The sequence below is a fragment of the Streptomyces sp. NPDC054770 genome (assembly GCF_053611985.1).
Genome location: NZ_JBSHBL010000005.1, coordinates 125,431 through 150,021 on the forward strand (window position 1 = coordinate 125,431; position 24,591 = coordinate 150,021).

Consider the following 24,591-nt stretch of genomic DNA (forward strand, 5'->3'; position numbering starts at 1 on the left):
CGCGCCCCTAAGGGGCGCTACGGCTAAGGGGCGCTCAGAGCTGCCAGGCTTCTCAGTAGGCGTACTACTCCCTCCGGGCCGTCCGTCACCACGTCGGCGCGGTCTGCCAGCTCTGTCACCTCCGTGCTGCCGCTGCATACCAACAGGCCCGGGATGCCCTCCTCGCGGAGTTTTTCGACGGCGGTGAAGGCGGGGATGTCGCCGAGGTCGTCGCCGGCGTAGAGGATCGAGCCGGCGGAGATGTGGCGGGCGTACTCGCGCAGCGCCACGCCCTTGTCCATGCCCGGGGGGCGGAGTTCCAGGACCAGGCGGCCCGGTTCGACGATCAGGGCGTGCCGGGTGGCCAGGTCGGTCAGGGGGGTGCGGAGGGCTTCGAAGGTGGCCTGGGGGTCGGAGGCGCGGCGGGTGTGGACCGCGATGGCCCGGCCCTTCTCCTCGATCCAGGTGCCCTGGGAGGCTCCGGCGCGGTCGAGGAGGGCGGGGAGTTCGGCGCGGACGGCGGCGATGCCGGGGTGCGGGGGCGGTGCGGTGAGCTCGCCGGTCGCCGCGTCCCAGCGTTCGGCGCCGTAGTGGCCGAGGACGACGAGGTGTTCCAGGCCGGGCACGCCGTCGAAGCCGCCGTAGCGGACGGCCACCTCGGCCGGGCGGCCGGTGACCACGGCGACGGCGGCCACCTTCGGGGCGAGCGCGGCAAGCACCGGTACGGCGTCCGGGTGGGCCCGGGCCTGCTCGGGGTCGGCCACGATCGGCGCGAGGGTCCCGTCGAAGTCGAGACCGACGAGGGCCGACCGGGGCTCCGCGAGAAGCGCGGCGAGACCGTCACGACCGGCCGAGGTGCGCGGCGTCGGGAGGGGTTCCGTGATGTGGGTTCCCATGAGCCGACACTATCCGAGCAACGCCCCGCAAGCGGGCGCGCCCCGAAGGGGCGCGGGGCTGTGCCGATATGCGGCTCCGCCGCGTGGGCGCGACCAGCCCCCACCGGCCCGCAGGCCTCGGGACGATGCCTCAGCGTTCCGAGCGCCGCGCCTCCCGTACCCTGCGCAGCCTGTTCACCGTCACCGGGTCGTGGGCCAGGGCGCGCTCGTCGTCCAGCAGGGCGTTCAGGAGCTGGTAGTAGCGCACCGGAGCCAGGTCCAGTTCCTCGCGTATCGCGCGTTCCTTGGCGCCGGGGCTGGAGAAGCCCCGGCGTTCGAGGGCGAGGACGGCCTGCTCGCGCTCGCCCAGTTCGTGCCGGTCCATGCCGAGAACCGTAGCGCTCAGCCGCCCGCCGCCGTACGGCTGTCGGCCGTCGCCGCCTCGGCCTGGAGCGCGGTGAGCACGCCGGTCGGGCTGCCGCCCGGGCTCACCGCCGTACCGATCCGCTTCTTGATGTCGGCACTGATCGCGGCCCAGGAGGTCTTGCCCGCAGGGTAGAGCTCGGACGTGGGCAGCTGCTCCAGGAACGGGCGCAGCTGCTTGTCCTCGGCCTGCGTGGAGTCCGTCATCGTCTGGGAGGCGGACGTGGTGACCGGCAGCAGGCCGTACTCGCGGGAGAAGGCGAGCACGTTCTTCTCGCTGTAGACGTAGTTCAGGAAGTCGCCGACCTGCTCGGCGTGGCCGTTCTGCTTGAACGCCGCCATCCAGTCGGCGACGCCCATGGACGCGGTGGGGGTGCTCTGGCCGGCCCGGGCCGGCATCGGAACCGCGCCGAACTTCACGCCCTTCTTCTCGGCCTGCTTGATCAGCGTGGGGTGGCCGTTGAGCATGCCGACCTGGCCGTCGGCGAAGGCGGCGAACGCGGTCGCGCGGTTCAGCTTGGCGGGGGCCACCGGGCCGGTCAGGCCCTTGCCGACCAGCTCGTCCTTGAGCCAGGTGAGGGTGTCGATGTTCTGCGAGGAGTCGATCGTGTACGTGCCGGTGTCGTCGGTGTAGCCGCTGCCGCCGCTGAGCAGCCACTGCATGGTCTCCGCCTGCGCCTCCTCGGGACCGAGCGGCAGCGCGTACGGGTACTTCACGCCGTCCGCCTTGAGCGCCTTCGCGTCGGCCGCGAGTTCGTTCCAGGTGGTGGGCGCGGTGGTGATGCCGGCCTCGGAGAAGAGGGTCTTGTTGTAGAAGAGGACGCGCGTAGACGCGGCGAAAGGTATGCCGTACTGCGCGTGGTTCCACTGGCCGGCCTCGGCGAGCTGGGACGGGAAGTCGGCCTGGACCGGGATGGAGAGCAGGTCACCGGCCTCGTACAGCTTGCCGGCGGCCGCGTAGTCGGCGTACGAGCCGATCTGCGCCAGGTCGGGGGCCTGGCCGGCGTCGACCATGTCCTTGACCTTGCGGTCGACGTCGTTCCACGAGTAGACGGTGACGTCGACCTTCACCCCGGAGTGCTGGGCCTCGTAGGCCTTGACCAGCTTGTCCCAGTACTTCTGGGAACTGTTGGCGGCGGAGTCTCCGTAGTCGGCGGCGACGAGTCTGAGGGTGACGTCCGAGGATCCCGTCGTCCCACACCCACCGAGAACCGCCGTCATGCCCGTTGCGGACACCACCGCGATCATTCCTGCCCTACGCCGCCGCACGTCTACTGCCCCTGTCCAACTGTCTCGCCGTTCAATATGTCTGACCTATAAGGTCTACACCACGCAAGTGGACTAGACCTATTGCGGGTCGACGGGCCACACTGTCCCCGTGAGACATGTCATCGCCCTGGACGTGGGTGGCACCGGAATGAAGGCCGCGCTGGTCGGCCCGGACGGCCGGCTGCTCCACCAGGACCGTCGCGCGACCGGCCGGGACCGCGGCCCCGACGCCGTCGTCGCCGCCATCCTCGGCTTCGCCGCCGAACTGCGGGCGTACGGCGAGCAGCAGCTCGGCGAGCCGGCGGCCGCGGCCGGCGTGGCGGTGCCCGGCATCGTCAACGAACGCGCCGGCGTCGCGGTCTACGCGGCCAACCTCGGCTGGCGCGACGTCCCGCTGCGCGCCCTGCTCGCCGACCGCCTCGGCATCCCGGTCGCCCTCGGCCACGACGTGCGCACCGGCGGCCTGGCGGAGGGCCGGCTCGGCGCGGGCCGGGGCGCGGACCGCTTCTTCTTCGTGGCCCTCGGCACCGGGATCGCGGGCGGCTTCGGTCTGGACGGCCGGATGGAGTCGGGCGCGCACGACTTCGCGGGCGAGATCGGCCACATCGTCGTACGACCGCAGGGTGCCCCCTGTCCGTGCGGGCAGCGCGGCTGTCTGGAGCGGTACGCGTCGGCGGCCGCGGTGAGCGAGGCGTGGGCGAAGGCCGGGGGCGGCCCGGACGCGGACGCGGCGGACTGCGCCAAGGCCGTCACGTCCGGCGACCCGAACGCCGTCCGAGTGTGGGGGGAGGCGGTGGCCGCACTGGCCGACGGCCTGGTCACGGCCGTCACCCTGCTGGACCCGGGGGTCCTCATCATCGGCGGCGGCCTGGCGGAGGCGGGAGACGTCCTGTTCGACCCGCTGCGGGAGGCGGTGGAAAACCGGGTGACGTTCCAGAAGCTCCCGGCGATCGTCCCGGCCGAGTTGGGAGACACGGCCGGTTGCTTGGGGGCGGGCCTGCTCGCCCAGGACCTACTAGCCACGACCACTCCGGAGGTAAAGCCCTGATGGCTGCGAACGAGCCGCACGACAGCGCCCCGTCAGGGGCGCGGGGAACTGCGCGACCAGCCCCCACGGACCCGCAGCCCGCAGACCACGGACTGGTGCTCTCCGGTGCCCGGGTGGTCCTCCCTACCGGAGTAGTCGAAAATGGCCGACTCGCCGTCGACGGCACGAAAATCGCCGCCGACGTCCCCGAGAACGCCCAGGTCATCGACCTCACCGGCCATTGGCTCCTGCCCGGATTCGTCGACCTCCACAACCACGGCGGCGGCGGAGCCTCCTTCAGCTCCGGCACCGCGGACCAGGTCCTCACCGGCGTCCGCACGCACCGCCTGCACGGCACGACCACCCTCGTCGTCTCCACCGTCACCGACGACATGGACGTCCTGGCCCGTCAGGCCGGTCTCCTCTCCGAGCTCGCCGAGCAGGGCGAGATCGCCGGCATCCACTTCGAGGGCCCCTTCATCTCCCCGTGCCGCAAGGGCGCCCACTCCGAGGGGCTGCTGCGGCACCCGGACCCGGCGGAGGTCCGCAAGCTGCTCGACGCGGCGCGCGGACACGCGAAGATGGTCACGCTCGCCACCGAACTCCCCGGCGGTATCGACTCGGTACGGCTCCTCGCGGAGCACGGTGTGATCGCCGCCGTCGGCCACACCGACGCGACGTACGAGCAGACGGTCGAGGCGATCGACGCGGGCGCCACCGTCGCCACCCACCTCTTCAACGCGATGCCGCAGATCGGCCACCGCGCCCCCGGCCCGATCGCCGCCCTCCTGGAGGACGAGCGGGTCATGGTCGAGCTCATCAACGACGGCACCCATCTCCACCCCGCCGCACTCCAGTTGGCCTTCCATCACGCGGGACCGGACCGGGTCGCGTTCATCACGGACGCGATGGACGCGGCCGGCTTCGGCGACGGCCGCTATCTGCTGGGCCCGCTGGAGGTGGAGGTCACCGACGGAGTCGCCCGGCTCGCGGACAGCGGTGCCATCGCCGGCTCCACGCTGACGCTGGACCGCGCGCTGCGGCGGGCGGTGACCGTCGACAGGCTCCCCGTCGAGCACGCCGTCGCCGCCCTGTCCGCCAACCCGGCCCGGCTGCTGGGCCTCTACGACCGCGTCGGCTCCCTGGAGCCCGGCAAGGACGCGGACCTGCTCGTCCTGGACGCGGACTTCACGCTGAAGGGCGTGATGCGGAAGGGTACTTGGGTGGTCGCACCCGAACTGCCCTGACCGCGACCATCTCTTGGGAGACGGCGACTAGGCCGGTCGCCGTCTCTTTGGCATGATCGTGCCTCCCCACCGATGGCACGGGCATATGCGAGGGAGGTCGGCCCGGTGATCCTCACGGTCACACTCAACACCGCTCTCGACATCACCTACCGGGTCGGAGCGCTGCGCCCGCACCGTTCGCACCGTGTCTCCGACGTGGCCGAACGGGCGGGCGGCAAGGGCGTGAACGTGGCCCGGGTACTGGCCGCGCTCGGGCACGAGACGACGGTGACCGGTTTCGCGGGCGGCGCGACCGGGCGGGCGGTACGGGAGCGCCTCGCCGAGACACCGGGCGTGCGGGACGCGCTGCTGACGGTCACCGGCCCGACCCGTCGCACCATCGCCGTCGTGGACGAACTGACCGGCGACACGACCCAGTTGAACGAGCCCGGTCCGCAGATAGCGCCCGCCGAGTGGGGCACCTTCCTGGACCACTACGAGGAACTCCTCACCGGCGCCTCGGCGGTGGCGCTGTGCGGCAGCCTGCCGCCGGGGGTGCCGGTGGGGGCGTACGCCGGACTGATAAGGGCGGCCCGTTCCGCTGGTGTCCCCGTACTCCTCGACACCAGCGGGGAGCCGCTGCGGCGCGGGGTGGCCGCCCGCCCGGACCTGGTGAAGCCGAACGCCGACGAACTGGCCGAACTCACCGGCTCCCACGAGCCGATACGCGCCACCCAGGACGCCCGCCGACGCGGGGCGCGTGCGGTCGTCGCCTCGCTGGGCTCGCAGGGCCTGCTGGCGCTCACCCCGGAGGGCCGCTGGCATGCCGCCCCACCCGCCCGCGAGCACGGCAACCCGACCGGCGCGGGCGACTCGGCGGTGGCCGGCCTGCTCTCCGGCCTGGTCGGACAACTCCCCTGGCCGGACCGGCTGGCCCGCGCGGTGGCGCTGTCGGCGGCGACCGTACGGGCCGCCGCGGCGGGGGAGTTCGACCGGGCGGCCTACGAGAAGCTGCTCGGCCAGGTCACGGTGACCGGTGGGCCTGCGGCCGCTTAGTCCTTGTTCGTGTGCTTGCCCTGCCTCAGCCACATCTGGTCCAGCAGGACGTCGCAACTGTCGCCGCTCTGGCAGGACAGGGAGATGACGTTGGTGCCCTTGGTGAGGGTGGGGTACGTGAAGCTGGTCGTCCAGGCCTTGGTCGGGTCGCTCTGGCCCGTGTAGTTGTTCAGGGGGAACTTGCTGCCGAACGTCTTGCCGTTGATGGACAGCGTCATGCTCTCGTCCTGTACGGCGCTGTAGTGCGCGTAGACGGTGTAGAGACCTTCCGACGGGATGCCGTTGACCGTCCAGGTGACGCCGGCGCCGGTCTGGTTGAAGTTGGTGACGTAGATGCCGCCGTCGGACTTCGCGCCCTTGACGTCCGAGGCCGTGCTCGCGCCGCCGTCCAGGTGGAAGGTCTTCGCGTCGACCGGCGCGATATCGCCGGACGCCGACACCGAGCTGGTGCTCGACGGGGACGGGGAGGCGCTCTGGGACGTGGACGTGGAAGGGGAGGCGCCGCCGCTTGCCTTGTTGTCGTCCCCGTTGCCATTCATCATCGCGAAGCTGATGCCGATGACGACCGCGGCCACGACCGCGACGGCGCCGATGAGGAGGCCCTTGGTGTTCGGGCCGCGGCCGCGGCCCGGGGTCTGCGGGGCCTGGTGGCCGGTGGGGGCGCCGCCCGGGAAGGTCTCCGGGGCCTGGTAGGCCGCGTTCGGCTGCTGGCCGTAGCCCGCGCCGGGCTGCTGCGGGATGGTCTGGCCGCCGTACTGCTGCGCCTGCGGCGCCTGCTGCTGGCCGCCGTACGTACGCTCGCCGACCGAGCGCACTCTGCTGACGGCGTTCGGGTAGCCGTAACCACCGGAGCCGGACGGCGGCTGGGCGCCTCGGGCCTGACCATCGGCGTACAGGTAGCCGAACGGGTCGTCGTCCTCGGGCGTGCTCGCGCCGTTGTCGCCGGGCGTCATCCCTTGGTACTCCTCAACAGGTGCGGGCGGATGCGGTACAGGTATTGAGAGTCGAGCCTACCCGCTCTGGCTGAGCCAAACGGGTGACTCAGACCGCATCAGCGCGATGACCTGCGGATCATCCGGCGCGGCGGTGTGCTTTGGGACGAGATCGTTTCTCTACGTACATCCGCTCGTCAGCGGATTTCAGGACTTCGTCCGCCGTCATGCCGCAGTGTGCCCATCCGATGCCGAAACTGGCACCCACCCGCACCGCCCGGCCCTCGGCGCGGATCGGCTGGATGATCTCGTTGCGCAGGCGTACGGCCAGGTCCTGGGCGTCGGCCTTGCCGAGACCGTCGGCGAGGATCACGAACTCGTCGCCGCCGAGCCGGGCCACCGTGTCGCCGTCCCGGACCCCCCGCGACAGGCGCCGGGCGACCTCGATGAGGACGGCGTCGCCCGCGTTGTGCCCGAAACGGTCGTTGATCGACTTGAAGCCGTCGAGGTCGCAGAAGAGCACCGCGAGCCCCTTGGCGCCGTCGTCGCGGTTCTCCTCGGGGGCGACGGTGTGCACGTGGTGGTCGTAGCCCTCGTACGACGCGGTGGCCCCGGCGAAGTCGAAGCCGTGGCCGTTGGCGTCGTAGGCGGGGTGGCCGTAGGCCGCGTCCAGGGACTCCAGGCCGCCGCCGGCCTCCGCGCGCCGGCAGAGCCGGGAGGAGAGCCGGGAGCGCAGCTCGGCGGAGTTCGGAAGGCCGGTGAGGGAGTCGTGGGAGGCGCGGTGGGCGAGCTGGAGCTCGCGGCGCTTGCGTTCCTCTATGTCCTCGACGTGGGTGAGGAGGAAGCGGGGGCCGTCGGCCGCGTCGGCGACGACGGAGTTGCGCAGCGAGACCCAGACGTAGGTGCCGTCGCGGCGGCCGAGGCGGAGCTCGGCGCGGCCGCCCTCCGCGGAGGTGCGGAGCAGGGTGCCGATGTCCTCGGGGTGGACCAGGTCGGAGAAGGAGTAGCGGCGCATCGCGGAGGCGGGACGGCCCAGGAGGCGACAGAGCGCGTCGTTGCTGCGCAGTATTCGGCCGTGCTGGTCGCCGCCCATCTCGGCTATCGCCATACCGGAGGGGGCGTACTCGAAGGCCTGCCGGAAGCTCTCCTCGCTGGCGCGCAGGGCCTGCTGCTCGCGTTCCAGGCGGACCAGGGCGCGCTGCATGTTGGCGCGCAGCCGGGCGTTGCTGATCGCGATCGCGGCCTGGAAGGCGTACATCTGGAGGGCCTCACGGCCCCAGGCGCCGGGGTGCCGGCCGTTGCGCGGGCGGTCGACGGAGATCACGCCGAGCAGTTCGCCGCAGGAGCTGCCCGATATGCCGGGCGTGTACATCGGGGCGAAGAGCCGGTCGGAGGGGTGCCACTCGTCCTCGAAGCGGGGCGCGGGGCCGTCGGTGTACCACTGCGGGACGTCGTCGTCGTCGAGGACCCAGCCCTCGGTGTGCGGTATGAAGACGAGGTCGCCCCACTTCTCGCCCATGTTCAGCCGCCGCTCCCAGGACTCCCGGGAGCCGACGCGGCCTGTGATCAGGGCCTCGGCGGCGGAGTTACCGGAGAAGGCGGCGACGACCAGGTCGCCCTCGGCGGGGCGTACCAGGTTGACACAGGCCATCTCGTAACCGAGAGCGGTGATCACGCCGTCGGCGACGGTCTGCAATGTGTCCGCCAGGCTGCGGGCCGTGTTCATGTCGGCCATGACCTGGTGCAGCTGTCGCAGGGACGCAAGACGGACGTAGGGCTCCGACTCGGTCTCCATGCTCGCCCTCCCCCCGAGACCTCGCAGCGAATCAAGGGTCTGCTTCGGCGCTACTTTTCCCAGCCACTGAATCACAGCGCGCTGCCCACTCGGTACACAGGGTCAACAATTCAACCCCCTTGTGACTCAAGTCACAGGAGAACGTGAACAATTGAGTGGAGTTTCTGCGTTTTCCCTGTGCGCTTACTGAACACAGCCTTTGTGGGCGTGTGCACATGATGCACGTTACGGCCGCCTCTTCGCCCCGCCCTTGGTCCTAGGACCCGGCTCGGGCCGATGGCCGATGTGGCGCCGCGGGGTCCGACACTAGCGTTTCCGGCGTGCTGAAGACTCCCTCCCCCGCCGCCGCAGAAGCCACCGGGCATGCTGTGGGGGTGAGCAACGAAGCGTTCAAGGCCGCCATGTCCCGGCTGGCCGCCGGCGTGGTCCTGGTGACCGCGCGGGAGCCGTCGCTGGACCCGGACGACCCGCAGGCGCCGGCCGGCGAGGACGTCGGCATGACCGCCACCGCGTTCCTGTCGGTCTCCCTCGACCCGCCGTTGGTGCTGGTCAGCCTGCGGGAGGGCTCCCGGATGGACGACCTCCTCGACGAACAGCCGCGATGGGCGATCTCCGTGCTCACCGAGAGCCAGCGCCACATCGCCGGCCGCTTCGCGATGAAGGGCCGCATCAGCGACCGCCTGCTCTTCGAGGACATCCCGTACGTCCGCGGCGAGGCCAGCGGCGCCCCGCTGGTCGGCGGCGCCCTCGCGACCTTGGAGTGCCACACCGAGCAGCGGGTGCCGGCCGGCGACCACACCCTCGTCATCGGCCGCGTCCTCACCGCCGAACTGCCGAGCACGGAAGGCGGCCCGCTGATGTATTTCCGGGGCCGCTACCGGCAGCTGGGATAAAACCGCGCGGTCTGTTTCGGAAAATTCGCGAGCAGTTCCCGAACGGCCCTTCTAGAGTGCGCGGATGCGTTCTCCGCTCCGCCTCGAAGAAGTAACCACCGCAAATTTGGCGGCGGCACTCCGCATTCGCGTCCGGCCCGACCAGGAACACAACGTCGAGCCGGTCGCCGAGTCCCTCGCGGAGGCATACGTCCATCCGCCGGAGGTCGCCTGGCCGCGCCTGATCCTCGACGGAGACCGCACGGTCGGCTTTCTGATGGCCTTCCTCGGCATCGACTGGCGCGCCGACGGCACCCTCTTCCGCTCCGGCCTGTGGCGCCTCAACATCGACGCCGGAGAACAGGGCAGGGGCTACGGCCGGTTCGCGGTGGAGGCCGTGGCCACGGAGATCCGCCGCCGGGCCGGCAAGGAGATGTACGTCACCTGGCATGCCGGCCCCGACGGACCCGAGGCGTTCTATCTGCGGCTGGGTTTCCGGAAGACCGGCGAGGTCAGCGGGGACCAGCCGGTAGGGGTGCTGGCCCTCTAGCGCAGGACAGACCCTGACTCCCGTCCAGGAGTCCCGGAGTCCCGGACCGTCCCGCTGCCGCCGCTACGACCAGTCGCGGCCCGTCCGCCCCCGCTTGGTGTCCGAGCGCTGCTTCTTCTCCCGCAGCCGGCGTTCGTTGATCCCGCGCGGGATACGGGTCGGCCGGCGCGGCTTGGGCGGGGGCGCGGTGGCCTCCGCGAGAAGGGCGGCGAGGCGTACGGCGGCGGTCTCACGGTTGCGCCACTGGGAGCGGTGCTCGGAGGCACGCACGACCACGGCCCCGTCGACGAGCCGCCCCGCCAGCCGCTCCAGCGCCCGCTCCTTCCACACCGGCGGCAGCGCCCGGGTGTTCGCGAGGTCGAAGCGCAGCTCCACCTGCGAGTCACTGGTGTTGACGTGCTGGCCGCCGGGCCCGGACGAACGGGAGAAACGCCAGAGGAGCTCGGCCTCGGGGAGCGAGACGGAGCCGCGGATGACGTAAGGACCGGACATGCCCCCATGGTCCCGCGACTGACCCGCACACGTCACGCGATTATGTTCACCAACAGTTTGGCAAAGAAGGTAAAGCGAGATGGAACCTTCGGTACCCCTCGTGGCGTTCATACGGGTAGCTGTAGCTTCAAGCCCGTACGTCGTACCGCCGTACGCAGACAAGGGAAAGGACTCCCGACCATGGCTGTAAGCCTGTCCAAGGGTGGCAACGTCTCGCTCACCAAGGAGGCACCGGGCCTGACCGCCGTCACCGTGGGCCTCGGCTGGGACGTCCGCACCACCACCGGCACGGACTTCGACCTGGACGCCTCGGCCATCGCGGTCAACACGCAGGGCAAGGTCTACTCGGACGCCCACTTCGTCTTCTTCAACAACAAGAACACCCCGGACAACACGATCGTCCACACCGGCGACAACCGCACGGGCGAGGGCGCCGGCGACGACGAGGCGATCAACGTCAACCTGGCCGCCCTGCCGGCCGACATCGACAAGATCGTCTTCCCGGTCTCGATCTACGACGCGGACAACCGCAGCCAGAACTTCGGCCAGGTCCGCAACGCCTACATCCGCATCGTGAACCAGGCCGGCGGCGCCGAGATCGCCCGCTACGACCTCTCCGAGGACGCGGCGACGGAGACGGCCATGGTCTTCGGCGAGCTCTACCGCAACGGCGCCGAGTGGAAGTTCCGCGCGGTCGGCCAGGGCTACGCGTCCGGCCTGGTGGGCATCGCCCAGGACTTCGGCGTCAACGTCTGACACCCGCGGCACGCTGCGCTGTGCGGGAGCCCCTGGCCGTGTGGGTGCGGCCGGGGGCTCCGGCGTCAGCTCAGTGCGCGGACGCGTAGGGCAGGAAAGCCGACCAGGCGGAGGGGGCGAGGGTGAGCCGGGGGCCGGGGGTGGCGGGCGTGTGCGTGTACTTGGAGTCGCGGATGTGGATGGTGGTGGGGGTGGGGGCTATTTCGAGGCAGGACTCGCCGCTGTTACCGCCGCTGTAGCTGCTCTCTCCCGGAGGAGACCTAGCATGAAAGCGACGATCCTTGCCCCTGGGCACAGACGAGGAGCGAGCGCCATGACCATCGCACCGGACAACGCACGGCAGGGCGCCTCCCACCTCTACCGGGCCATGCGGGACTTCGTGCACTCCACGGACGACACCCTTCCCGGCAAGTTCGAGATCACCAAGGAAGGGATCGTCCTCGACATGATGTCGCCCTCGAAGCCGCACGAGCTCACCGTGCTGCGCGTCCGGCAGCGCCTGGAGAAGGTGATGCCGGATGCTCTGGTGGCTCATACGGGGGAACCCGACGTCGAGGACGAACCCGAAGGAGTCATGCGCCGCCCCGATGTGATGGTGATCAGCGATGCGGAGATGGAGGGAGACGGTTCCTTCGATCCCCGATCGCTCGTCGCGGCCGTGGAAATCGTCTCGCGCTCCAACCCGGACAACGACTGGGTCTCCAAGATCCGCGACTACCCCCTGATCGGCATCCCGATCTACGCGATCTTCGACCCCCGCACCGGCACCGGTGCGGTCCTCACCGACATCCACCCCACCCCCGACGGCCCCCGTTACGCCACCCGCAAGGACTTCGTCTACGGCGAGGACGTCACCATCGGCGACTGGACCATCTCGACCGACAACCTGCCGCGCTATAAGGACAGGACCGGCGAACAGCCCCCACTTCCGCTGGAGCCCTGATCAAGGCGACCGGAAGGCACGATGAACGCCCAGGCCGTCTCCGAGGGCGAGCTGATCCCCCGCCCCGCACAGACTCCTGAAGCCCTGCGCTCGGCTCTCGCCGTCGTGGCGCCGGGCCTGCTGGAAGAGATGCGGACCACGAAGGACGAGGCTTTCGCCAAAGCCGTCGAGTGGCAGTCTCTCAGCCCGGTGCAGAGCTGGGTGCTGATCTGGGCCAAGGAGATCGAGATCGCCCGTCGGCGAGACCTGTCCGCTCGCTGTGCCCAGGCGGAGCAGGAGCTGGAGCACGACGATCCGGTCATCGCCCAAGAGGCCCTTCGCGAACTGAGCGCGATCACTGAAGAGGCGCTGAGGGCAGTCCGCACGTGAGCTGGAGACTGGAGTACGCCTTGGCGTCCGAAGGCCCCCGATCGGCGCTGTTCGTCGCCGTCAGCTCACGTTCGGCTGACGGCCGGATAGGTTGCCGCCATGATCCTCGCCCCCGTCCCCCTCACCCCCGACCACGACATCCCCGCCCCGGTCCTCTCCGAGCTGACCGCGCTGTACGCCTCCAACCGGGAGTTCCAGGCGCTGAGCGGCGATTTCCCGGACCCGGAGGACATCCGGCCGGAGCAGGTGGCGACAGTGCTGGCCGACGAGTTGGCGAATCCGGAGGTGGAGGTGTTGCTGGCGCGGGCCGAGGGGCGGTTGGTCGGGGTGGTCGTCACGCTGGCCCGGCATCCTGATCCGGCCGACCCGGATCCGTGGATCGGGCTGCTGATGGTGGATGCGGGGGCGCAGGGGAAGGGGTACGGGCGGCGGATCGCGGAGGGAGTCGAGGAACGGTTCCGGGCCGCGGGCCGGGGCGGCATGCGGCTCGCCGTGCTGGAGGGCAACGCGAAGGGGCTCGCCTTCTGGACCGCCCTGGGGTACGAGGTGATCGGCCATCGCCCGGACCGGGAACGCGGGCGTCCGTGTGCCGTGCTGCGCAAGGAGCTGGGGACAGGCAGGCCTTAGGGCCGGGCGGGCTTCCCGTCGCCGTACAGCCAGTCCTTCCAGATCGGGGAGAAGTCCTTGCCCGGTGCCTTCTTTTCCACGTACGCCGTGAACTCGGCGGTGTCCGCGTTGCCGTGGCGGTGGGTGGCGGCCCAGCCCTGGATGATGTCGTAGAAGCGGTCGTCGCCGACCGTCCGGCGGATCTTCTGCAGGACCATCGCGCCCCGGTCGTAGACGGGCCGCTCCGAGATGTACGCGGCGCTCGGCGGCTTGGCGGGCGGGAAACCCCAGAGGGTCGCGTCGTCCGCGGGGGTGGCGTAGACCTTGTCGAAGGTCTGCTGGGCGGTCCGCCCGCCGTGGTCCTCGTCCCACAGCCACTCGGCGTAGGTCGCGAAGCCCTCGTTGAGCCACATGTCCCGCCAGGTCCTCGGGGTGACCGAGTCGCCGTACCACTGGTGGGCGAGTTCGTGGACGAGGGTGTCGGTGTCCGGGGCGCCGGGGAAGACGGGCCGGTTCTGGGTCTCCAGCGCGTACCCGGCGTCCCCCGGGCGGTCGATGATCGCGCCGGTGGAGGAGAAGGGGTAAGGGCCGAAGTTGTAGGACTCCCATTCCATGATCTCGGGGAGTTTCGCCAGTACGGCGCGGCTCGCCTTCACCTCGGTGGGGTCCACGGCCGTGTACACCGGCAGGCCGTCGGGGAGCGTGGACCGGGTGATCGTGTAGTGGCCGACGGCGACGGTGGCGAGGTAGGTCGCCACCGGCTCGGCGGTGTGCCAGGCGAAGGTGGTACGGCCGTTCTTCGTCGTCCCGCTCTTCAGCTCCCCGTCGGAGACGGCCTGGAGGCCCTCCGGGACGGTGACCGTGATGTCGTACGACGCCTTGTCGGAAGGGTGGTCGTCGCCAGGGAACCAGGCCATCGAGCCGACGGGTTCGCCGAGCGCCAGCGCGCCGTCGGCGGTGCGCAGCCAGCCCTCCTTCGAGCCGTCAGGGTCGGTGAGCGTCTCGGGGCGGCCCGAGTAGCGCACGGTGGTGGAGAAGGTCTCGCCCTTCGCGAGGTCGTCGTGCGGGCGGATCGTCAGCTCCTGGCCGGCGCGGTTCCAGCGGGCGGCGCGGCCCTCGACGGTGACCGCGTCGACGTGCAGGCCCTTCAGGTCGAGGTCGAAGGCGGTCAGGTCCTTGGTGGCGCGGGCGGTGACGACGGCGGTGCCGGTGAGGCGGCCGCCGTCCGGGTCGTAGGCGAGGGTGAGGCCGTAGTGGCCGACGTCGTAGCCGCCGTTGCCCGCCTTCGGGAAGTACGGGTCGCGGAGGCCCGCGCCGCCCGGGGTGCCGTGGACTCCGCCGTCGCACGCGGCCAGCACCAGGCAGAGCAGCGCGGACGGGAGCAGCAGCGGGGACCGGGGCACGCTCGTGATCGTAGGGCGCCGTGACACCATCGGCATGTGCTCGACATCGGCTACGCCCTCTCCAACCGCTTCCCGGACCCGCCCCAGACGGACTACCGGCGGGTGGACGTCCACACCCTGCGCCACGACCTGTTCTGCGGGGACGTCTACCTCGCCGACACCAAGGCGGACCGGGAACTGTCCACAGCCTGGGGATGGGTGCCGGTGCTCGACTTCGCGTGGGCGCTGTGCGACATCGCGGAGCGGATCGACCGCGACCCGGCGGGGTCGCGGGCCGCGCGGCCCCAGCACGCGGAACTCGACTTCACCGAGTCCACCGACCGCATGCTCTTCGAGCGCCGGTTCGGCTGGGTGGACATCGAGGCGGACTGGATGCCGGCCGAGGAACCGCCCCTCACCTTCTCCCACACCGAACTGCGCCGGGAGGCACGGGACTTCCTGCACGACCTGATCGCGGACCTGACCGACATGCACGAGGGGCTGGCCGACAACCCGGCGATCTGGACCCTCCAGGCCCGCTTCCCGAGGATGTCCTAGCCGTTCCGGCCCGGCTATTCCGGCCCGGCCGTTCCGGGCCTTTCCGGTGGGGCGAACGACCGCTGGGTGTACGGAAGTTGACCGGCCGCCGAGGCGGGAGTGACATGTGCGGCGAGAGTCGGCGGAAGGCGTTTTGCCCGTCCCGGCCGCCCCTACGTTGACCCCGTGCGGACGCAGCGACAGGCAGGCGACAGCGGAATAGACGCTTCTTCCGGGTCCTCCCGGGCACCGGTCACCGCCCGGCCCGCCGGGCCTGCGGAACACGCTCTGCTCGCCCTCCAGAGGACCGCGGGGAACGCGGCCACCACGCAGGCGCTACGGGAGGCGAAGGGGAAGGGAAAGGGCAAAGGCGTCGCGCGGCCGTCGGCGGTACGGAGCCGGGCGGTGGCGCCCGCGACCCCCGTGGCCCCTATCGCGGAGGAACGCACCGATCCCGGCCTCGTACTGCCTCCGTACCTGATGGACTTCCAGGCCGCCGGGCTGTCCACGGCGTACGGGCTGACCGGGCATGAGTTCGTGCGGAACGCGGTGGCCGCCGTCGTCGGACACGGTGACGGCGCGGTCGCCGACATCGCCGCCGAGCTCGCCGGGCGCCCCGAGTCGTTCTACGGGCAGGGCCGCGCCTTCACGGTCCAGGGCAGGGGCGGCAAGGACTCGTACGACGTCACGGTCACCGTCTCCCGTGCTCCCGACGACCGGCCGCCGGTCTTCCATCCCAAGGACCTGCTCGCCGAGACCGTGCCGGACCCGGGCGGGGCGCCGCTCGCCGCGGTGGACGAGGCCGAGGACAAGGACACCAAGGTCGACGTCCAGCACAACACCGCCGCCACCGTCGCGACCACCGCGAGCGGCGGGTCGAGCAAGGGCGTCGGCGGCATGGCCTTCGGGCTCGCACCCGTCGCGCCGGGGCTGTGGCTGGGCGGCGCCGGGCTGGCGAACGCCCAGCCCTGGCAGTCCTCCCGGGAGTCCCGCAGCCAGCGCAACGTGGCCGAACCGCGCGTGCTGCGCAGTGAGAAGGGCTCGGTCGAGGCGCCGCGCAAGGTGCGGTACGGGGTACGGGTCGGGAAGCCGGGGGCAGCGGCCGCGCAGACCTTCCACGGCTCGGGTGCCCTCACCCAGCGCGTGCCCACCGAACACCTGGTCCCGGCCGGGACCGCGGCGCCCGCCGCCCCGCAGGCCGTCGGTGCGGACACCGCCCGGCGGGTCTCGCTCGCCGACTCCATGGCCCCGGTCGCCGTCACCGACACCGCCGCCCCGCACCAGGGCGGCGGCGGCCTCTTCGACGCCGTCGCCTCCGTCCTGCACCCCTCACTGACCGCCGCGGGGGCGCCCGGCCGCGCCCGGCTCCACGAGGCGACGGCCACGGCGACCGTCCTGGAGGACCTGCCCCGGCTGCTGCGCGACGGCGTCACCGGCGAGGACCTGGCGTCCAAGGACGGCAGCAGCGTGGGCAGCTATCGCATGCACGCCGAGATCACCGGCATGTCGCCCGCCTGGGGCACCGGCGGTACCCAGCTGCGCACCCACCAGCAGACCCAGCACACGGTCACCGAGAGCGCGGGCAAGGGGCGGGCCGGCATGGGCGGCCTGGGTCCGGCCATCGGCGTCGGGGCGGTCGGGAACGCCGCCGTCCTGCGGGGCACGGCGATGCCGGTCGCGGCGGCCCGCAAGGCACGCTTCACCGTGGCCGAGCAGACCGTGTCCAGCAGGCAGGGCGCGGAGGTGCGCGGCGGCAAGGTGCTCTACCTCGCGGACGTGCGGTTCACCGTGGCGGGCACAGGGCCTCGCTCGGCGGAGATGATCCTGCGTCCCAGGACCCGGGTCGCCCGGCACTCGATGCGGGTGTGGATGAGCCTGCGTGCCGACGAGGCGCGGTCGCTCGGGCTGCCGCTGCCGCCCGGTGTCGAGGCCGGGGAGTTCATCGACAAGCCGAAGCGGACCGACGAGAACGGCAACGAGTCCGACGTCGAACGGCACCTCCCCTTCGGGGCCATGGGGTCCAGCGTCACCCTCAGCCAGCTGGACACCGGGCCCATGGTGCGGGCCGTGCGGGAGCTGTTCGCGACCGATCCCCGGCTGGCCGGCTATCTGCCCGCCTTCGGTACGGACGCGATGGCTCCGGCTCCGGGCAAGGAGGAAGCCGCCCTGCAGCGGCGCAACCACCGCGAGCTGATGGCCGCCCTGTCCGAGACCAACCTCCGGGTCAACAAGGACCAGCTGACCACGACCGGCATCCGGGTGCGGCTGCGCCGCAAGACCACCCTGCACTCCCACGACGTGCAGCTCCGCGTCCGGGGGCAGCTCCGCGAGACCGGCTACCTCGGCGACACCGACGACTGGCTGGTGCGCAGCCACTCCGGCGTCGCCGCCAACGCGCAGAGCGGACGCGGCAGTTCACGTTCGATCGGCGGGCTCGTCCTCGGCCAGGCCCGCCTCGTCCCCGGCGTCCTGACCGGCTCGGCCCGCTACGAGAAGCACCGCTCCGGCACCCGCCGCAACCAGGCCGGGCCCACCACCCGCACCGACGTCCTCACCAACGGCTCCGAGAAGGCCGCCACCTTCGGGGCCGCCCTGCGCCTCGACGTCGACGTCACCATGACCTCCCGGCAGCGCAAGCTCGGCCGCGCCCTCACCCCCGGCTCGCCGGGCCAGGACGCGCCGGAGGTCAGACCGATGGCGGGACTGCACCTGGAGGAACAGGACGTACGGCTGGTCACGCCGACCGAGTTCACCCTCGACAAGGAGGGCGGGCAGCGGCGGGACGCGGTCCGCGACCGGCGGCGGGCGCAGGCCCCGCGACCCGAACACGCCGTCACCGCCGAGGGCATCGGCGACCTGGCCACGCTCGTGCCCCGGCCGTCCGTCGGGCAGCCGCTGCGGGACTGGCAGCTGGTGGAGACGGTCGGCGACGGGCAGGCCGTCCGGGACCTCGCCTTCCAGCTGCTGTCCCGGGCCGCCGCGCGCAACAAGGACGTCCGCGAGGATCCCGCGCTGGGGACGGAGGGGCTCGCGCCGCGGCTGGCGATCGAGGAGCGGTTCGGGCCGCAGGCCATCACGGCCGCGCTGCGGCAGGCCGCGTCCTCCGGGTGGGTGGTGAAGAACCTGCGCCATCCGCGCCGGCTCGCCGCGCTGAACGGGGCCGTGGGCACCCGGCTCACGCTGGCCAACCCGAAGTTCCTGCACCGGGGCGCCGGGCCCGGCACCGAGACCTTCGTGCTCGGCGGGCACCAGGCGGCCGGTCAGGAGGGGCAGGGCACCACCAGCACCTGGCAGTTCGGCGCCACCGGCTCGGAGAACGGCGCCGAGTGGCGGCTGGGCCAGGGCCTCTCCGGGAGCCGCACCACGAGCGAGGGCGACACCCGGTCCGCGGCCCTGTCCGGCACGGTCGAGCGCAACGCCCACACCCCGAAGAAGGCGCCGCTGTACCTGGTCCAGTGCGACCTGCTCGTCACCATGGTCGCCGAGGTCAAGGTCACCGGCGGCGGCCCCTACGTGGCGACGGCCGCCCGTACCCTGCCGGCCGAGGCGGCGGTGTGGCTGACGGAGGCGCAGCTGCCGGCACCGATCCGCAGACAGCTGAGGCTCGACCCGGAACCGGCCCTGATGTCACCGGCCCGGACGGGACAGCAGGCGGCGGGTGCCCGGACGGGACAGCAGGCGGCGGAGGGTTCCCGGACCGAGCGCAAGGCGGCGGAGGGTTCCCGGGCGGGTGCCGAACGCGAGGCACGAGAGCGGAGCCACGCCACGGAGACGGGCCGTTCCTCCTCCGCCGCGCCACGCTCCGGCCCTTCCTTCGCCCGCATGCTGCCCCTCGGCTTCGGCATGGTCGAGAACCTGCCGAACTTCGTGCCGCTGCTGGCCCGGCTGCGGACCCGTCTCGCGGAGAGCGGGCAGCAGGGCCTGGCCGACGACCTGCTGCCGCGGCAGCAGCTGGCGGACCGCAACGACAACGTGCAACGGCTGCTGCGGGTCCTGGACCGCGACGGCAGCGCGGGACTGCTGTCGGGCGCGATGGACGGCGGGGTCACCGTCGAACTGTTCGACGGCCGCAGAACCCCCTACTGGGCGGTGTTCAAGGTAAGCCGACCGGGCGACGGCTCCTACGACGGTGCTGCGGACGACGGCCGGGACATGGAGTACATCACCGCGGCCGTCGCCCAGCAGGCCGCCTCCCACGACCAGGGCGTGGCAACGGGCGTGGAGGGGATCTTCGCCGGCTCCGGCAAACCGGACGGCGGGACCGGGCAGCTGAAGAGCACCGGCGGTGCGGCCGGACTCGGCGTCGGCTCGGGCGGCTCACGGCGCTCCGGCGCGGCGAGCCGCGGCCAGCTCGGCATGAAGACGGTCGCGGAGGCGAAGACCGCGAAGTCGTCGAGGATGCGGGTGCCGATCGAGGCGACCCTCGAACTGCACCGGGGCGATCGCCGGCTGGCGCTGGTCTCACTGGGCCGCCAGGCGCTGACCCATCGCGTCCCGGAGAAGGACCTCGCCGCCCTCGGCCGACTGACCGCGCCCCGCCACCAGCCGGTTGCCCCTGCTGCAGGCCCGGGGGACGACCGTCCGGCCGCGCTCGGCGCCTGGCGCTCCGGCGGTGTGCGGCTGCCGATGGAGGCGCAGGTGAACGGCTTCCAAGGGGCTCCGCAGGTACGGGAGCTGGTCAGCTCGGCGGTCCGGGAGGCGGGCGGCGGCGACCGCTTTCGGAGCAAGGGCCAGGCCGCCGCCTACACCCTTCAGGAGGCCGTCTCCACCGAGTGGCTGATCGCGGCGCTGCCGCTGCTGACCTCGGCCGGGGCGGAACTGCCGCCGGTGCACGCCACCGGGGTGGCGGGCCAGGACCTGCGGGCCTCCCTGCACGCGCGGCTGCGGGACGGGCGGGTGCTGGGCGTCGGCGACAAGATGACCTTCGAGACGGTGGGGCAGAGCCACCTGGACGCGCCCCGGCCCACCCAGACGGACGGCCAGAGCTCCGCCGACCACGGCAGGTCGGCCCGCGGGCTGGCGGGCGCCGGCCTGCTCAACGCCGACGAGTTCCGGCTCAACCAGCTGATGGGCAACGCCGGTGGCGCGGGCGGCGCGGCCGACGCGGCGGTGAACGCGTCGGGTTCGATGCCGCTGCACAAGCCCAAGTCCGCTTCCGTCCTGGTGCAGTTCACGCTGGACCTGCGGGTGGTGGCGAGGGTGACCGACCGCGTGCACTCCGGCCGTACCGGCACCGCCGTACGGGAGCTGACCCTGCCCCGGCCGGTGGTGATCCGGATGCCGGAGCCGGCGGTCCGCCGCATGCCGGCCGCACGGCCGGACTGGCTTCAGGACCCGGACGACCATCTGGGCCTGCGGAAGAAGGCCGCGCCCAGGCCACGGGACTGAGTGCTTCGGCCGGTTCGCGGCTGCGGGTGGGTGGGGGCTGGTCGCGCAGTTCCCCGCGCCCCTGCGGGGCGCGCTGATCCCGAGGTTGCTCACCCCTCCACGCGGATCCCCAGCTGTGCCGCCAGCACCGGCGCCAGGTCCAGCAGTTGGGACATGCTGATCACTGCCCCCGACAGTCGTTCCACGCCGCTGGCGATGCCCAGTTCCGCGGCGCCCCGCAGATCGACGTCCTTCATCGTCACCCCCCTGAAGTCCGCCCCCTTCACCGTGCAGTCGATGAATTCCACCCGCTCCAGCACGGCGTCGCCGAAGTCCGGTTCGACCAGGACGCAGCTCTCGAAGACCACGTCCCTGAGCTTCGCCGTGCGCAGGTTGAGGTAGTCGATCTTGCCGCCGCGGATCACCACCCGCTCCAGGACGGCACCGTGCAGCTGGGTGCCGCCCAGCCGGGCGTCGACCAGCTCGACGTCGCGCAGGGTCGCGTCGGCCAGGTCGGTGCCGACGCCTCTCGCCCCGGTGAGGACCGAGTCCAGCAGGCGGGCGCGCCGCAGTCCCGTCTCGTCGAAGGCGCAGTCCGTCAGCGCGCAGTCCATGAAGCGGGCGCCCGCCCCGTCCTGGCCGACGAAGTCCGCCGCCCGGAACTCCTGCCCGTCGTAGTCCCCGTCCGGCTCCAGCTCGCCGCCGTCCCAGGGCTCCAGCGCGGGCAGCCGCACCTCCGGCCGCCGCGCGCCCTTCACCCTGCCCCCGCCGGCCCCGCCGGCCGCTGTCCTCGCCATGCCCCCATAGTGCAGGCCCCCACTGACAATCACCGCGACCTGCAAGAACGTCCCGCACGACCCGCCGATGTCACATTCCGGCCGACTCGATCCGTCATAGGGACACAGAGGTACGGAACTCATGGGAAAGGTGGTCCTGGAACCGTGACCAGGAACAGCACATCCCGGGATGCGGTACATCCCGATTCATGGTCTTCTGACCGAATGAGCAGCGCCCGCACGGGTGAGGCCCCCGCCGGCGGCCAGGCCGACCCCCACCGCTGGTGGGGCCTGGTCGTCATCGCGCTCGCCCAGCTGATGGTCGTCCTGGACGCGACGATCGTGAACATCGCGCTCCCTTCCGCACAGCGCGCCCTGGGCATGTCCGACGGCAACCGGCAGTGGGTGGTCACCGCCTACACGCTGGCCTTCGGCGGACTGCTCCTGCTGGGCGGCCGGATCGCCGATCTGGTCGGCCGCAAGCGGACGTTCGTCATCGGGCTGGTCGGCTTCGCCGCCGCCTCCGCGCTGGGCGGCGCCGCCCAGACCCAGGGGATGCTGTTCGGCGCCCGCGCCCTCCAGGGCGCCTTCGCCGCCGTCCTCGCCCCGTCCGCGCTGAGCCTGCTGACGACGACCTTCACCGACCCCCGGGAGCGCGGCAAGGCCTTCGGCATCTACGGCGCCCTCGCCGGTAGCGGCTCGGCGATCGGGTTCATCGTCGGCGGCCTGCTCACCGAGTACCTGAACTGGCGCTGGTGCCTGTACGTCAACGTGCCCATCGCGATCCTCGCCGTCGCCGGCGCCACCGCGCTGCTGCACGACCGGCCCGGCCGCACCGGCGCCCGGCTCGACGTGCCCGGCGCGCTGCTGGGCTGCGGCGGACTCGTCGCGATCGTCTACGGCTTCAGCGAGGCCCAGCCGCGCGGCTGGGGCGACCCGCTGGTCCTCGGCCTGTTCGCGACCGGGGTCGTACTGCTCGCCGCGTTCGTCGGGTGGCAGACGCGCGCCCCGAGCCCGTTGCTGCCCCTGCACATCGTCAGGGAACGCAACCGCGCGGGCAGCTTCCTGACCATGGCCCTCGCGACCGTCGCCATGTTCGGGCTGTTCCTCTTCCTGACCTACTACCTCCAGATCATCCTCGGCTACTCCCCGGTCCGGGCGGGCCTCGGCTTCCTCCCGCTGACCCTGGCGATCATCATCGGCTCCACCCAGATATCCGCCCGCCTGATGCACCGGGTCGCCCCGCGCCTGCTCATGGTCCCCGGCACCCTCCTCGCCGCCTGCGGCCTGCTGCTCCTGACCCGGATCACGGTGCACTCCTCCTACCCGACCGAGATCCTGCCCGCGCTGCTGCTGATGGGCCTCGGCATGGGCCTGACCTTCATGCCGGTGTTCGCCACCGCGACCGCGGGTGTGGCCCCGCAGGACTCCGGCGTCACCTCGGCCACCGTCAACACCTCGCAGCAGGTGGGCGGTTCCATCGGTACGGCGCTGCTCAACACCATCGCCACCAGCAGCAGCGCGACTTATCTCGCCGCCCACCTGCACAACCCGGCGCAGCGGGCCGCCGTCGTCCCGACGGCCGTCGTGCACGGCTACACGGTCGCCATCTGGTGGGCGGTCGGCGTGATGCTGCTGGCCGGGCTGGTCGCGGGCCTGCTGGTGACGACGAGGCCGCCGAAACACGACGCCACGGCCGAGACCCCGATACCGGAACCGGTCGGCTGACCGGTACGGGAACCGGTCGGGCGGCCGAGGCTCCGGTGCCGGAGCGCGCCGGCCGGTCAGCCGAGCAGCCGGCGGGCGATCTCCAGCTGCTCCGCGCCGGGCCGCCCGCCGCCCTCGACCGCCCAGATCGCGTTCTGCAGGACCCGGCCCAGCGTCCAGGCGCGGGCCCGGTCCGGATCGAGGCCCAGGACGTCCGTCATGGCGTCGAAGCGCCACCGCACCTCCCCGGCCTCGAAGCGGCTCCACAGCGCCGGGAAGAGGTCGAAACCGGGGTCGCCGGCGAGCGGCTTGGGATCGATGGCGAGCCAGGGCGCACGGCCGGCGGCCAGCACGTTCTCGAAGTGCAGGTCCCAGTGCAGCAGCCGGTCGCCCGGTTCGCCCGCGACCTCGGCCAGCGCGGCCGCACAGTCCGCGAGCAGGCGCCGTTCGACCGGATCGGGGTGGGCGGGCAGCGCCGCCGCGGCCCGCTCCCCCAGCCTCGCCGCGACGGAGCCGAGACGGCGCAGCCCCGCCGGAGCCGCGGGCGCCGTCAGCCGGGCCAGCAGGCGGGCGACGACCAGGGTCGCCTCGCGGGAGTCGGGCAGGTCGGCGAGGCGCCGTCCCGTGTCGAGCCGTTCCAGCAGCAGGGTGCCGGTGTCGTCGTCGGCGGAGAGGAGCCGGACCGCCCCCGCTCCGTCCCAGGCCCGCAGCGCGACCGGCTCGCCGACGGTCTCGTCGTCCATGTCCTGGAGTTTCAGTACGGCCCGGACCCCGTCGCCGGCCCGCAGCACCGGCAGGACCAGCGCCCAGCGGCCGCACATCGAAGGGCCGTCCGGTCGCAGCCCCCACCGGTCCAGGAACTCCTCGGCCCGTCCGGGCAGCGCGGCGACGAAGGCGCGGCCCGCCTCCCCGCCGAATCGCACATGCCGGTCGATCAGCTCATCCGGAATGTCAATCACCCATGTGACGTTACTGTCGTGCGTGAATCGCCTCATGGGATTTTTCCGGGGCCTCGGCAGCAGCGTGTGGGCGTACGTCCGCAGCGCCCCCGGCACCTACGTCTGGCTGGCGATTCTCTTCGTGACGGCCTTCGCGCTGCACAACATGTCCCCCGAGTTCGAGCAGCAGTTCCTGCGGCAGCGGTCCACCAACATCCGTGAGCTGTCGGACAACCCGGTGCGGGTGCTGGTCGCCAGCGCGATGTGGATCGAGGGCGGGCACTGGGTGCCGTACGCCTTCCTCTACACCGTCTTCCACGCACCGGCGGAACGCTGGCTGGGTACCGTCCGCTGGCTCGCGGTGTGCGTGACCGCGCACGTCCTGGCCACCCTGATCAGCGAGGGTGCGCTGCTGAAGGGCATCCACGACGGCATCGCCCCGCACTCCGCGGTCAACACCCTGGACATCGGGGTGAGTTACGCGTTGGCCGGGGTGATCGGGGTGCTCGCGTACCGGATCGCGACGCCCTGGCGGTACCCGTACCTCGCGGCCGTCCTGCTGGTCTACGGGCTGCCGCTGACCGAGTCGCCGACCTTCACCGACCTCGGGCATTTCGTCGCCGCGCTGCTCGGTCTCGGCTGCTATCCGCTGGTCAGAGGGCGCGGAAAAGCATGGAATCCGAAGGAGACACTGGCCGCCCTCAAGGGTTAGCG

At 72.0% G+C, this 24,591-nt stretch carries 23 protein-coding genes; 13 read left to right on the forward strand and 10 right to left on the reverse strand.

Annotated features, from left to right (window positions below; translation table 11 throughout):
* Positions 1-23: 23 nt before the first annotated feature.
* From otsB to ACWGKQ_RS07185, 3 genes are all read right to left on the reverse strand, one after another.
* A complete protein-coding gene (gene otsB, locus ACWGKQ_RS07175; protein ID WP_453290866.1) occupies positions 24-875 on the reverse strand; it encodes a trehalose-phosphatase in 852 nt (283 codons plus the stop codon).
* Between the two features lie 130 nt (positions 876-1,005).
* Positions 1,006-1,239: a DUF3263 domain-containing protein gene (locus tag ACWGKQ_RS07180; protein ID WP_453290867.1), complete on the reverse strand. Its 234-nt coding sequence runs from the start codon at positions 1,237-1,239 to the stop codon at positions 1,006-1,008.
* 17 nt (positions 1,240-1,256) lie between these two features.
* Positions 1,257-2,498, reverse strand: a complete 1,242-nt coding sequence (locus ACWGKQ_RS07185; RefSeq protein WP_453290868.1) for an extracellular solute-binding protein — start codon at positions 2,496-2,498, stop codon at positions 1,257-1,259.
* A gap of 157 nt (positions 2,499-2,655) precedes the next feature.
* Here ACWGKQ_RS07185 and ACWGKQ_RS07190 point away from each other — a divergent pair, with 157 nt between their 5' ends.
* The 3 genes from ACWGKQ_RS07190 (at position 2,656) to ACWGKQ_RS07200 (ending at position 5,855) form a co-directional block, all read left to right on the forward strand.
* A complete protein-coding gene (locus ACWGKQ_RS07190) occupies positions 2,656-3,594 on the forward strand; it encodes an ROK family protein (protein WP_453290869.1) in 939 nt (312 codons plus the stop codon).
* A 95-nt stretch (positions 3,595-3,689) separates the two neighbouring features.
* Positions 3,690-4,820 carry an N-acetylglucosamine-6-phosphate deacetylase gene (gene nagA, locus ACWGKQ_RS07195; RefSeq protein ID WP_453291003.1) on the forward strand — a complete coding sequence of 377 codons (1,131 nt, stop codon included), beginning with the start codon at positions 3,690-3,692 and terminating at the stop codon, positions 4,818-4,820.
* 105 nt (positions 4,821-4,925) lie between these two features.
* Positions 4,926-5,855, forward strand: coding sequence for a 1-phosphofructokinase family hexose kinase (locus ACWGKQ_RS07200; protein WP_453290870.1), 930 nt, complete (start codon positions 4,926-4,928; stop codon positions 5,853-5,855).
* On the opposite strand, the gene ACWGKQ_RS07205 is transcribed toward ACWGKQ_RS07200, so the two are convergent.
* Positions 5,852-6,808: a carbohydrate-binding protein gene (locus tag ACWGKQ_RS07205; protein ID WP_453290871.1), complete on the reverse strand. Its 957-nt coding sequence runs from the start codon at positions 6,806-6,808 to the stop codon at positions 5,852-5,854. The genes ACWGKQ_RS07200 and ACWGKQ_RS07205 overlap by 4 nt on opposite strands.
* A gap of 118 nt (positions 6,809-6,926) precedes the next feature.
* Positions 6,927-8,582, reverse strand: a complete 1,656-nt coding sequence (gene cdgB / locus ACWGKQ_RS07210) for a diguanylate cyclase CdgB (RefSeq protein WP_453290872.1) — start codon at positions 8,580-8,582, stop codon at positions 6,927-6,929.
* A 374-nt stretch (positions 8,583-8,956) separates the two neighbouring features.
* Between cdgB and ACWGKQ_RS07215 the strand changes: the two genes are divergently transcribed.
* Both ACWGKQ_RS07215 and ACWGKQ_RS07220 read left to right on the forward strand, forming a co-directional pair.
* Positions 8,957-9,475: a flavin reductase family protein gene (locus ACWGKQ_RS07215; protein ID WP_453290873.1), complete on the forward strand. Its 519-nt coding sequence runs from the start codon at positions 8,957-8,959 to the stop codon at positions 9,473-9,475.
* Between the two features lie 64 nt (positions 9,476-9,539).
* Positions 9,540-10,004: a GNAT family N-acetyltransferase gene (locus ACWGKQ_RS07220; protein ID WP_453290874.1), complete on the forward strand. Its 465-nt coding sequence runs from the start codon at positions 9,540-9,542 to the stop codon at positions 10,002-10,004.
* A 63-nt stretch (positions 10,005-10,067) separates the two neighbouring features.
* On the opposite strand, the gene arfB is transcribed toward ACWGKQ_RS07220, so the two are convergent.
* Positions 10,068-10,496 carry an alternative ribosome rescue aminoacyl-tRNA hydrolase ArfB gene (gene arfB, locus ACWGKQ_RS07225; protein WP_453290875.1) on the reverse strand — a complete coding sequence of 143 codons (429 nt, stop codon included), beginning with the start codon at positions 10,494-10,496 and terminating at the stop codon, positions 10,068-10,070.
* A 180-nt stretch (positions 10,497-10,676) separates the two neighbouring features.
* Between arfB and ACWGKQ_RS07230 the strand changes: the two genes are divergently transcribed.
* Positions 10,677-11,252 carry a TerD family protein gene (locus tag ACWGKQ_RS07230; protein ID WP_453290876.1) on the forward strand — a complete coding sequence of 192 codons (576 nt, stop codon included), beginning with the start codon at positions 10,677-10,679 and terminating at the stop codon, positions 11,250-11,252.
* Between the two features lie 70 nt (positions 11,253-11,322).
* Here the strand turns inward: ACWGKQ_RS07230 and ACWGKQ_RS07235 are convergent, their stop codons facing one another.
* Complete coding sequence (locus tag ACWGKQ_RS07235; RefSeq protein ID WP_453290877.1) at positions 11,323-11,637, reverse strand: DUF397 domain-containing protein; 315 nt, start codon at positions 11,635-11,637, stop codon at positions 11,323-11,325.
* Between ACWGKQ_RS07235 and ACWGKQ_RS07240 the strand changes: the two genes are divergently transcribed.
* The 3 genes from ACWGKQ_RS07240 to ACWGKQ_RS07250 all read left to right on the forward strand — a co-directional run bounded on the left by ACWGKQ_RS07240 (position 11,566) and on the right by ACWGKQ_RS07250 (position 13,191).
* On the forward strand, positions 11,566-12,195 hold the full coding sequence (locus ACWGKQ_RS07240) for a Uma2 family endonuclease (RefSeq protein WP_453290878.1): 630 nt from the start codon (positions 11,566-11,568) through the stop codon (positions 12,193-12,195). The two genes, ACWGKQ_RS07235 and ACWGKQ_RS07240, sit on opposite strands and share 72 nt — an antisense overlap.
* Positions 12,196-12,216: 21 nt before the next feature.
* Positions 12,217-12,564, forward strand: coding sequence for a hypothetical protein (locus tag ACWGKQ_RS07245; RefSeq protein ID WP_453290879.1), 348 nt, complete (start codon positions 12,217-12,219; stop codon positions 12,562-12,564).
* Positions 12,565-12,663: 99 nt separating this feature from the next.
* Complete coding sequence (locus ACWGKQ_RS07250; protein WP_453290880.1) at positions 12,664-13,191, forward strand: N-acetyltransferase family protein; 528 nt, start codon at positions 12,664-12,666, stop codon at positions 13,189-13,191.
* Here ACWGKQ_RS07250 and ACWGKQ_RS07255 read toward each other — a convergent pair.
* Positions 13,188-14,603, reverse strand: a complete 1,416-nt coding sequence (locus ACWGKQ_RS07255) for a M1 family metallopeptidase (protein ID WP_453290881.1) — start codon at positions 14,601-14,603, stop codon at positions 13,188-13,190. The genes ACWGKQ_RS07250 and ACWGKQ_RS07255 overlap by 4 nt on opposite strands.
* Before the next feature lie 6 nt (positions 14,604-14,609).
* On the opposite strand from ACWGKQ_RS07255, the gene ACWGKQ_RS07260 reads away from it, so the two are divergent.
* Both ACWGKQ_RS07260 and ACWGKQ_RS07265 read left to right on the forward strand, forming a co-directional pair.
* A complete protein-coding gene (locus tag ACWGKQ_RS07260) occupies positions 14,610-15,110 on the forward strand; it encodes a hypothetical protein (RefSeq protein ID WP_453290882.1) in 501 nt (166 codons plus the stop codon).
* 384 nt (positions 15,111-15,494) lie between these two features.
* Positions 15,495-20,477 (forward strand): hypothetical protein, encoded by a 4,983-nt coding sequence (locus tag ACWGKQ_RS07265; protein ID WP_453290883.1) that lies wholly within the window; start codon positions 15,495-15,497, stop codon positions 20,475-20,477.
* A gap of 89 nt (positions 20,478-20,566) precedes the next feature.
* Here the strand turns inward: ACWGKQ_RS07265 and ACWGKQ_RS07270 are convergent, their stop codons facing one another.
* Positions 20,567-21,253 (reverse strand): pentapeptide repeat-containing protein, encoded by a 687-nt coding sequence (locus tag ACWGKQ_RS07270; protein WP_453290884.1) that lies wholly within the window; start codon positions 21,251-21,253, stop codon positions 20,567-20,569.
* 204 nt (positions 21,254-21,457) lie between these two features.
* Between ACWGKQ_RS07270 and ACWGKQ_RS07275 the strand changes: the two genes are divergently transcribed.
* Positions 21,458-22,960 carry an MFS transporter gene (locus tag ACWGKQ_RS07275; RefSeq protein ID WP_453290885.1) on the forward strand — a complete coding sequence of 501 codons (1,503 nt, stop codon included), beginning with the start codon at positions 21,458-21,460 and terminating at the stop codon, positions 22,958-22,960.
* Positions 22,961-23,016: 56 nt separating this feature from the next.
* On the opposite strand, the gene ACWGKQ_RS07280 is transcribed toward ACWGKQ_RS07275, so the two are convergent.
* Positions 23,017-23,934 (reverse strand): aminoglycoside phosphotransferase family protein, encoded by a 918-nt coding sequence (locus ACWGKQ_RS07280; RefSeq protein ID WP_453290886.1) that lies wholly within the window; start codon positions 23,932-23,934, stop codon positions 23,017-23,019.
* Between ACWGKQ_RS07280 and ACWGKQ_RS07285 the strand changes: the two genes are divergently transcribed.
* Positions 23,933-24,589 (forward strand): rhomboid-like protein, encoded by a 657-nt coding sequence (locus ACWGKQ_RS07285; protein WP_453290887.1) that lies wholly within the window; start codon positions 23,933-23,935, stop codon positions 24,587-24,589. The genes ACWGKQ_RS07280 and ACWGKQ_RS07285 overlap by 2 nt on opposite strands.
* Positions 24,590-24,591 lie beyond the last annotated feature (2 nt).

What these genes read in the sequence shown, in the direction of transcription:
- ACWGKQ_RS07185 (WP_453290868.1), bottom strand. Translation starts at nt 2,498, where the DNA reads ATGACGGCGGTTCTCGGTGGGTGTGGGACGACGGGATCCTCGGACGTC.
- ACWGKQ_RS07230 (WP_453290876.1), top strand. Translation starts at nt 10,677, where the DNA reads ATGGCTGTAAGCCTGTCCAAGGGTGGCAACGTCTCGCTCACCAAGGAG.
- ACWGKQ_RS07280 (WP_453290886.1), bottom strand. Translation starts at nt 23,934, where the DNA reads ATGAGGCGATTCACGCACGACAGTAACGTCACATGGGTGATTGACATT.
- arfB (WP_453290875.1), bottom strand. Translation starts at nt 10,496, where the DNA reads ATGTCCGGTCCTTACGTCATCCGCGGCTCCGTCTCGCTCCCCGAGGCC.
- ACWGKQ_RS07205 (WP_453290871.1), bottom strand. Translation starts at nt 6,808, where the DNA reads ATGACGCCCGGCGACAACGGCGCGAGCACGCCCGAGGACGACGACCCG.
- otsB (WP_453290866.1), bottom strand. Translation starts at nt 875, where the DNA reads ATGGGAACCCACATCACGGAACCCCTCCCGACGCCGCGCACCTCGGCC.
- ACWGKQ_RS07270 (WP_453290884.1), bottom strand. Translation starts at nt 21,253, where the DNA reads ATGGCGAGGACAGCGGCCGGCGGGGCCGGCGGGGGCAGGGTGAAGGGC.
- ACWGKQ_RS07245 (WP_453290879.1), top strand. Translation starts at nt 12,217, where the DNA reads ATGAACGCCCAGGCCGTCTCCGAGGGCGAGCTGATCCCCCGCCCCGCA.
- ACWGKQ_RS07180 (WP_453290867.1), bottom strand. Translation starts at nt 1,239, where the DNA reads ATGGACCGGCACGAACTGGGCGAGCGCGAGCAGGCCGTCCTCGCCCTC.
- cdgB (WP_453290872.1), bottom strand. Translation starts at nt 8,582, where the DNA reads ATGGAGACCGAGTCGGAGCCCTACGTCCGTCTTGCGTCCCTGCGACAG.
- ACWGKQ_RS07255 (WP_453290881.1), bottom strand. Translation starts at nt 14,603, where the DNA reads ATGGTGTCACGGCGCCCTACGATCACGAGCGTGCCCCGGTCCCCGCTG.
- ACWGKQ_RS07275 (WP_453290885.1), top strand. Translation starts at nt 21,458, where the DNA reads ATGAGCAGCGCCCGCACGGGTGAGGCCCCCGCCGGCGGCCAGGCCGAC.
- ACWGKQ_RS07220 (WP_453290874.1), top strand. Translation starts at nt 9,540, where the DNA reads ATGCGTTCTCCGCTCCGCCTCGAAGAAGTAACCACCGCAAATTTGGCG.
- ACWGKQ_RS07285 (WP_453290887.1), top strand. Translation starts at nt 23,933, where the DNA reads ATGGGATTTTTCCGGGGCCTCGGCAGCAGCGTGTGGGCGTACGTCCGC.
- ACWGKQ_RS07250 (WP_453290880.1), top strand. Translation starts at nt 12,664, where the DNA reads ATGATCCTCGCCCCCGTCCCCCTCACCCCCGACCACGACATCCCCGCC.
- ACWGKQ_RS07240 (WP_453290878.1), top strand. Translation starts at nt 11,566, where the DNA reads ATGACCATCGCACCGGACAACGCACGGCAGGGCGCCTCCCACCTCTAC.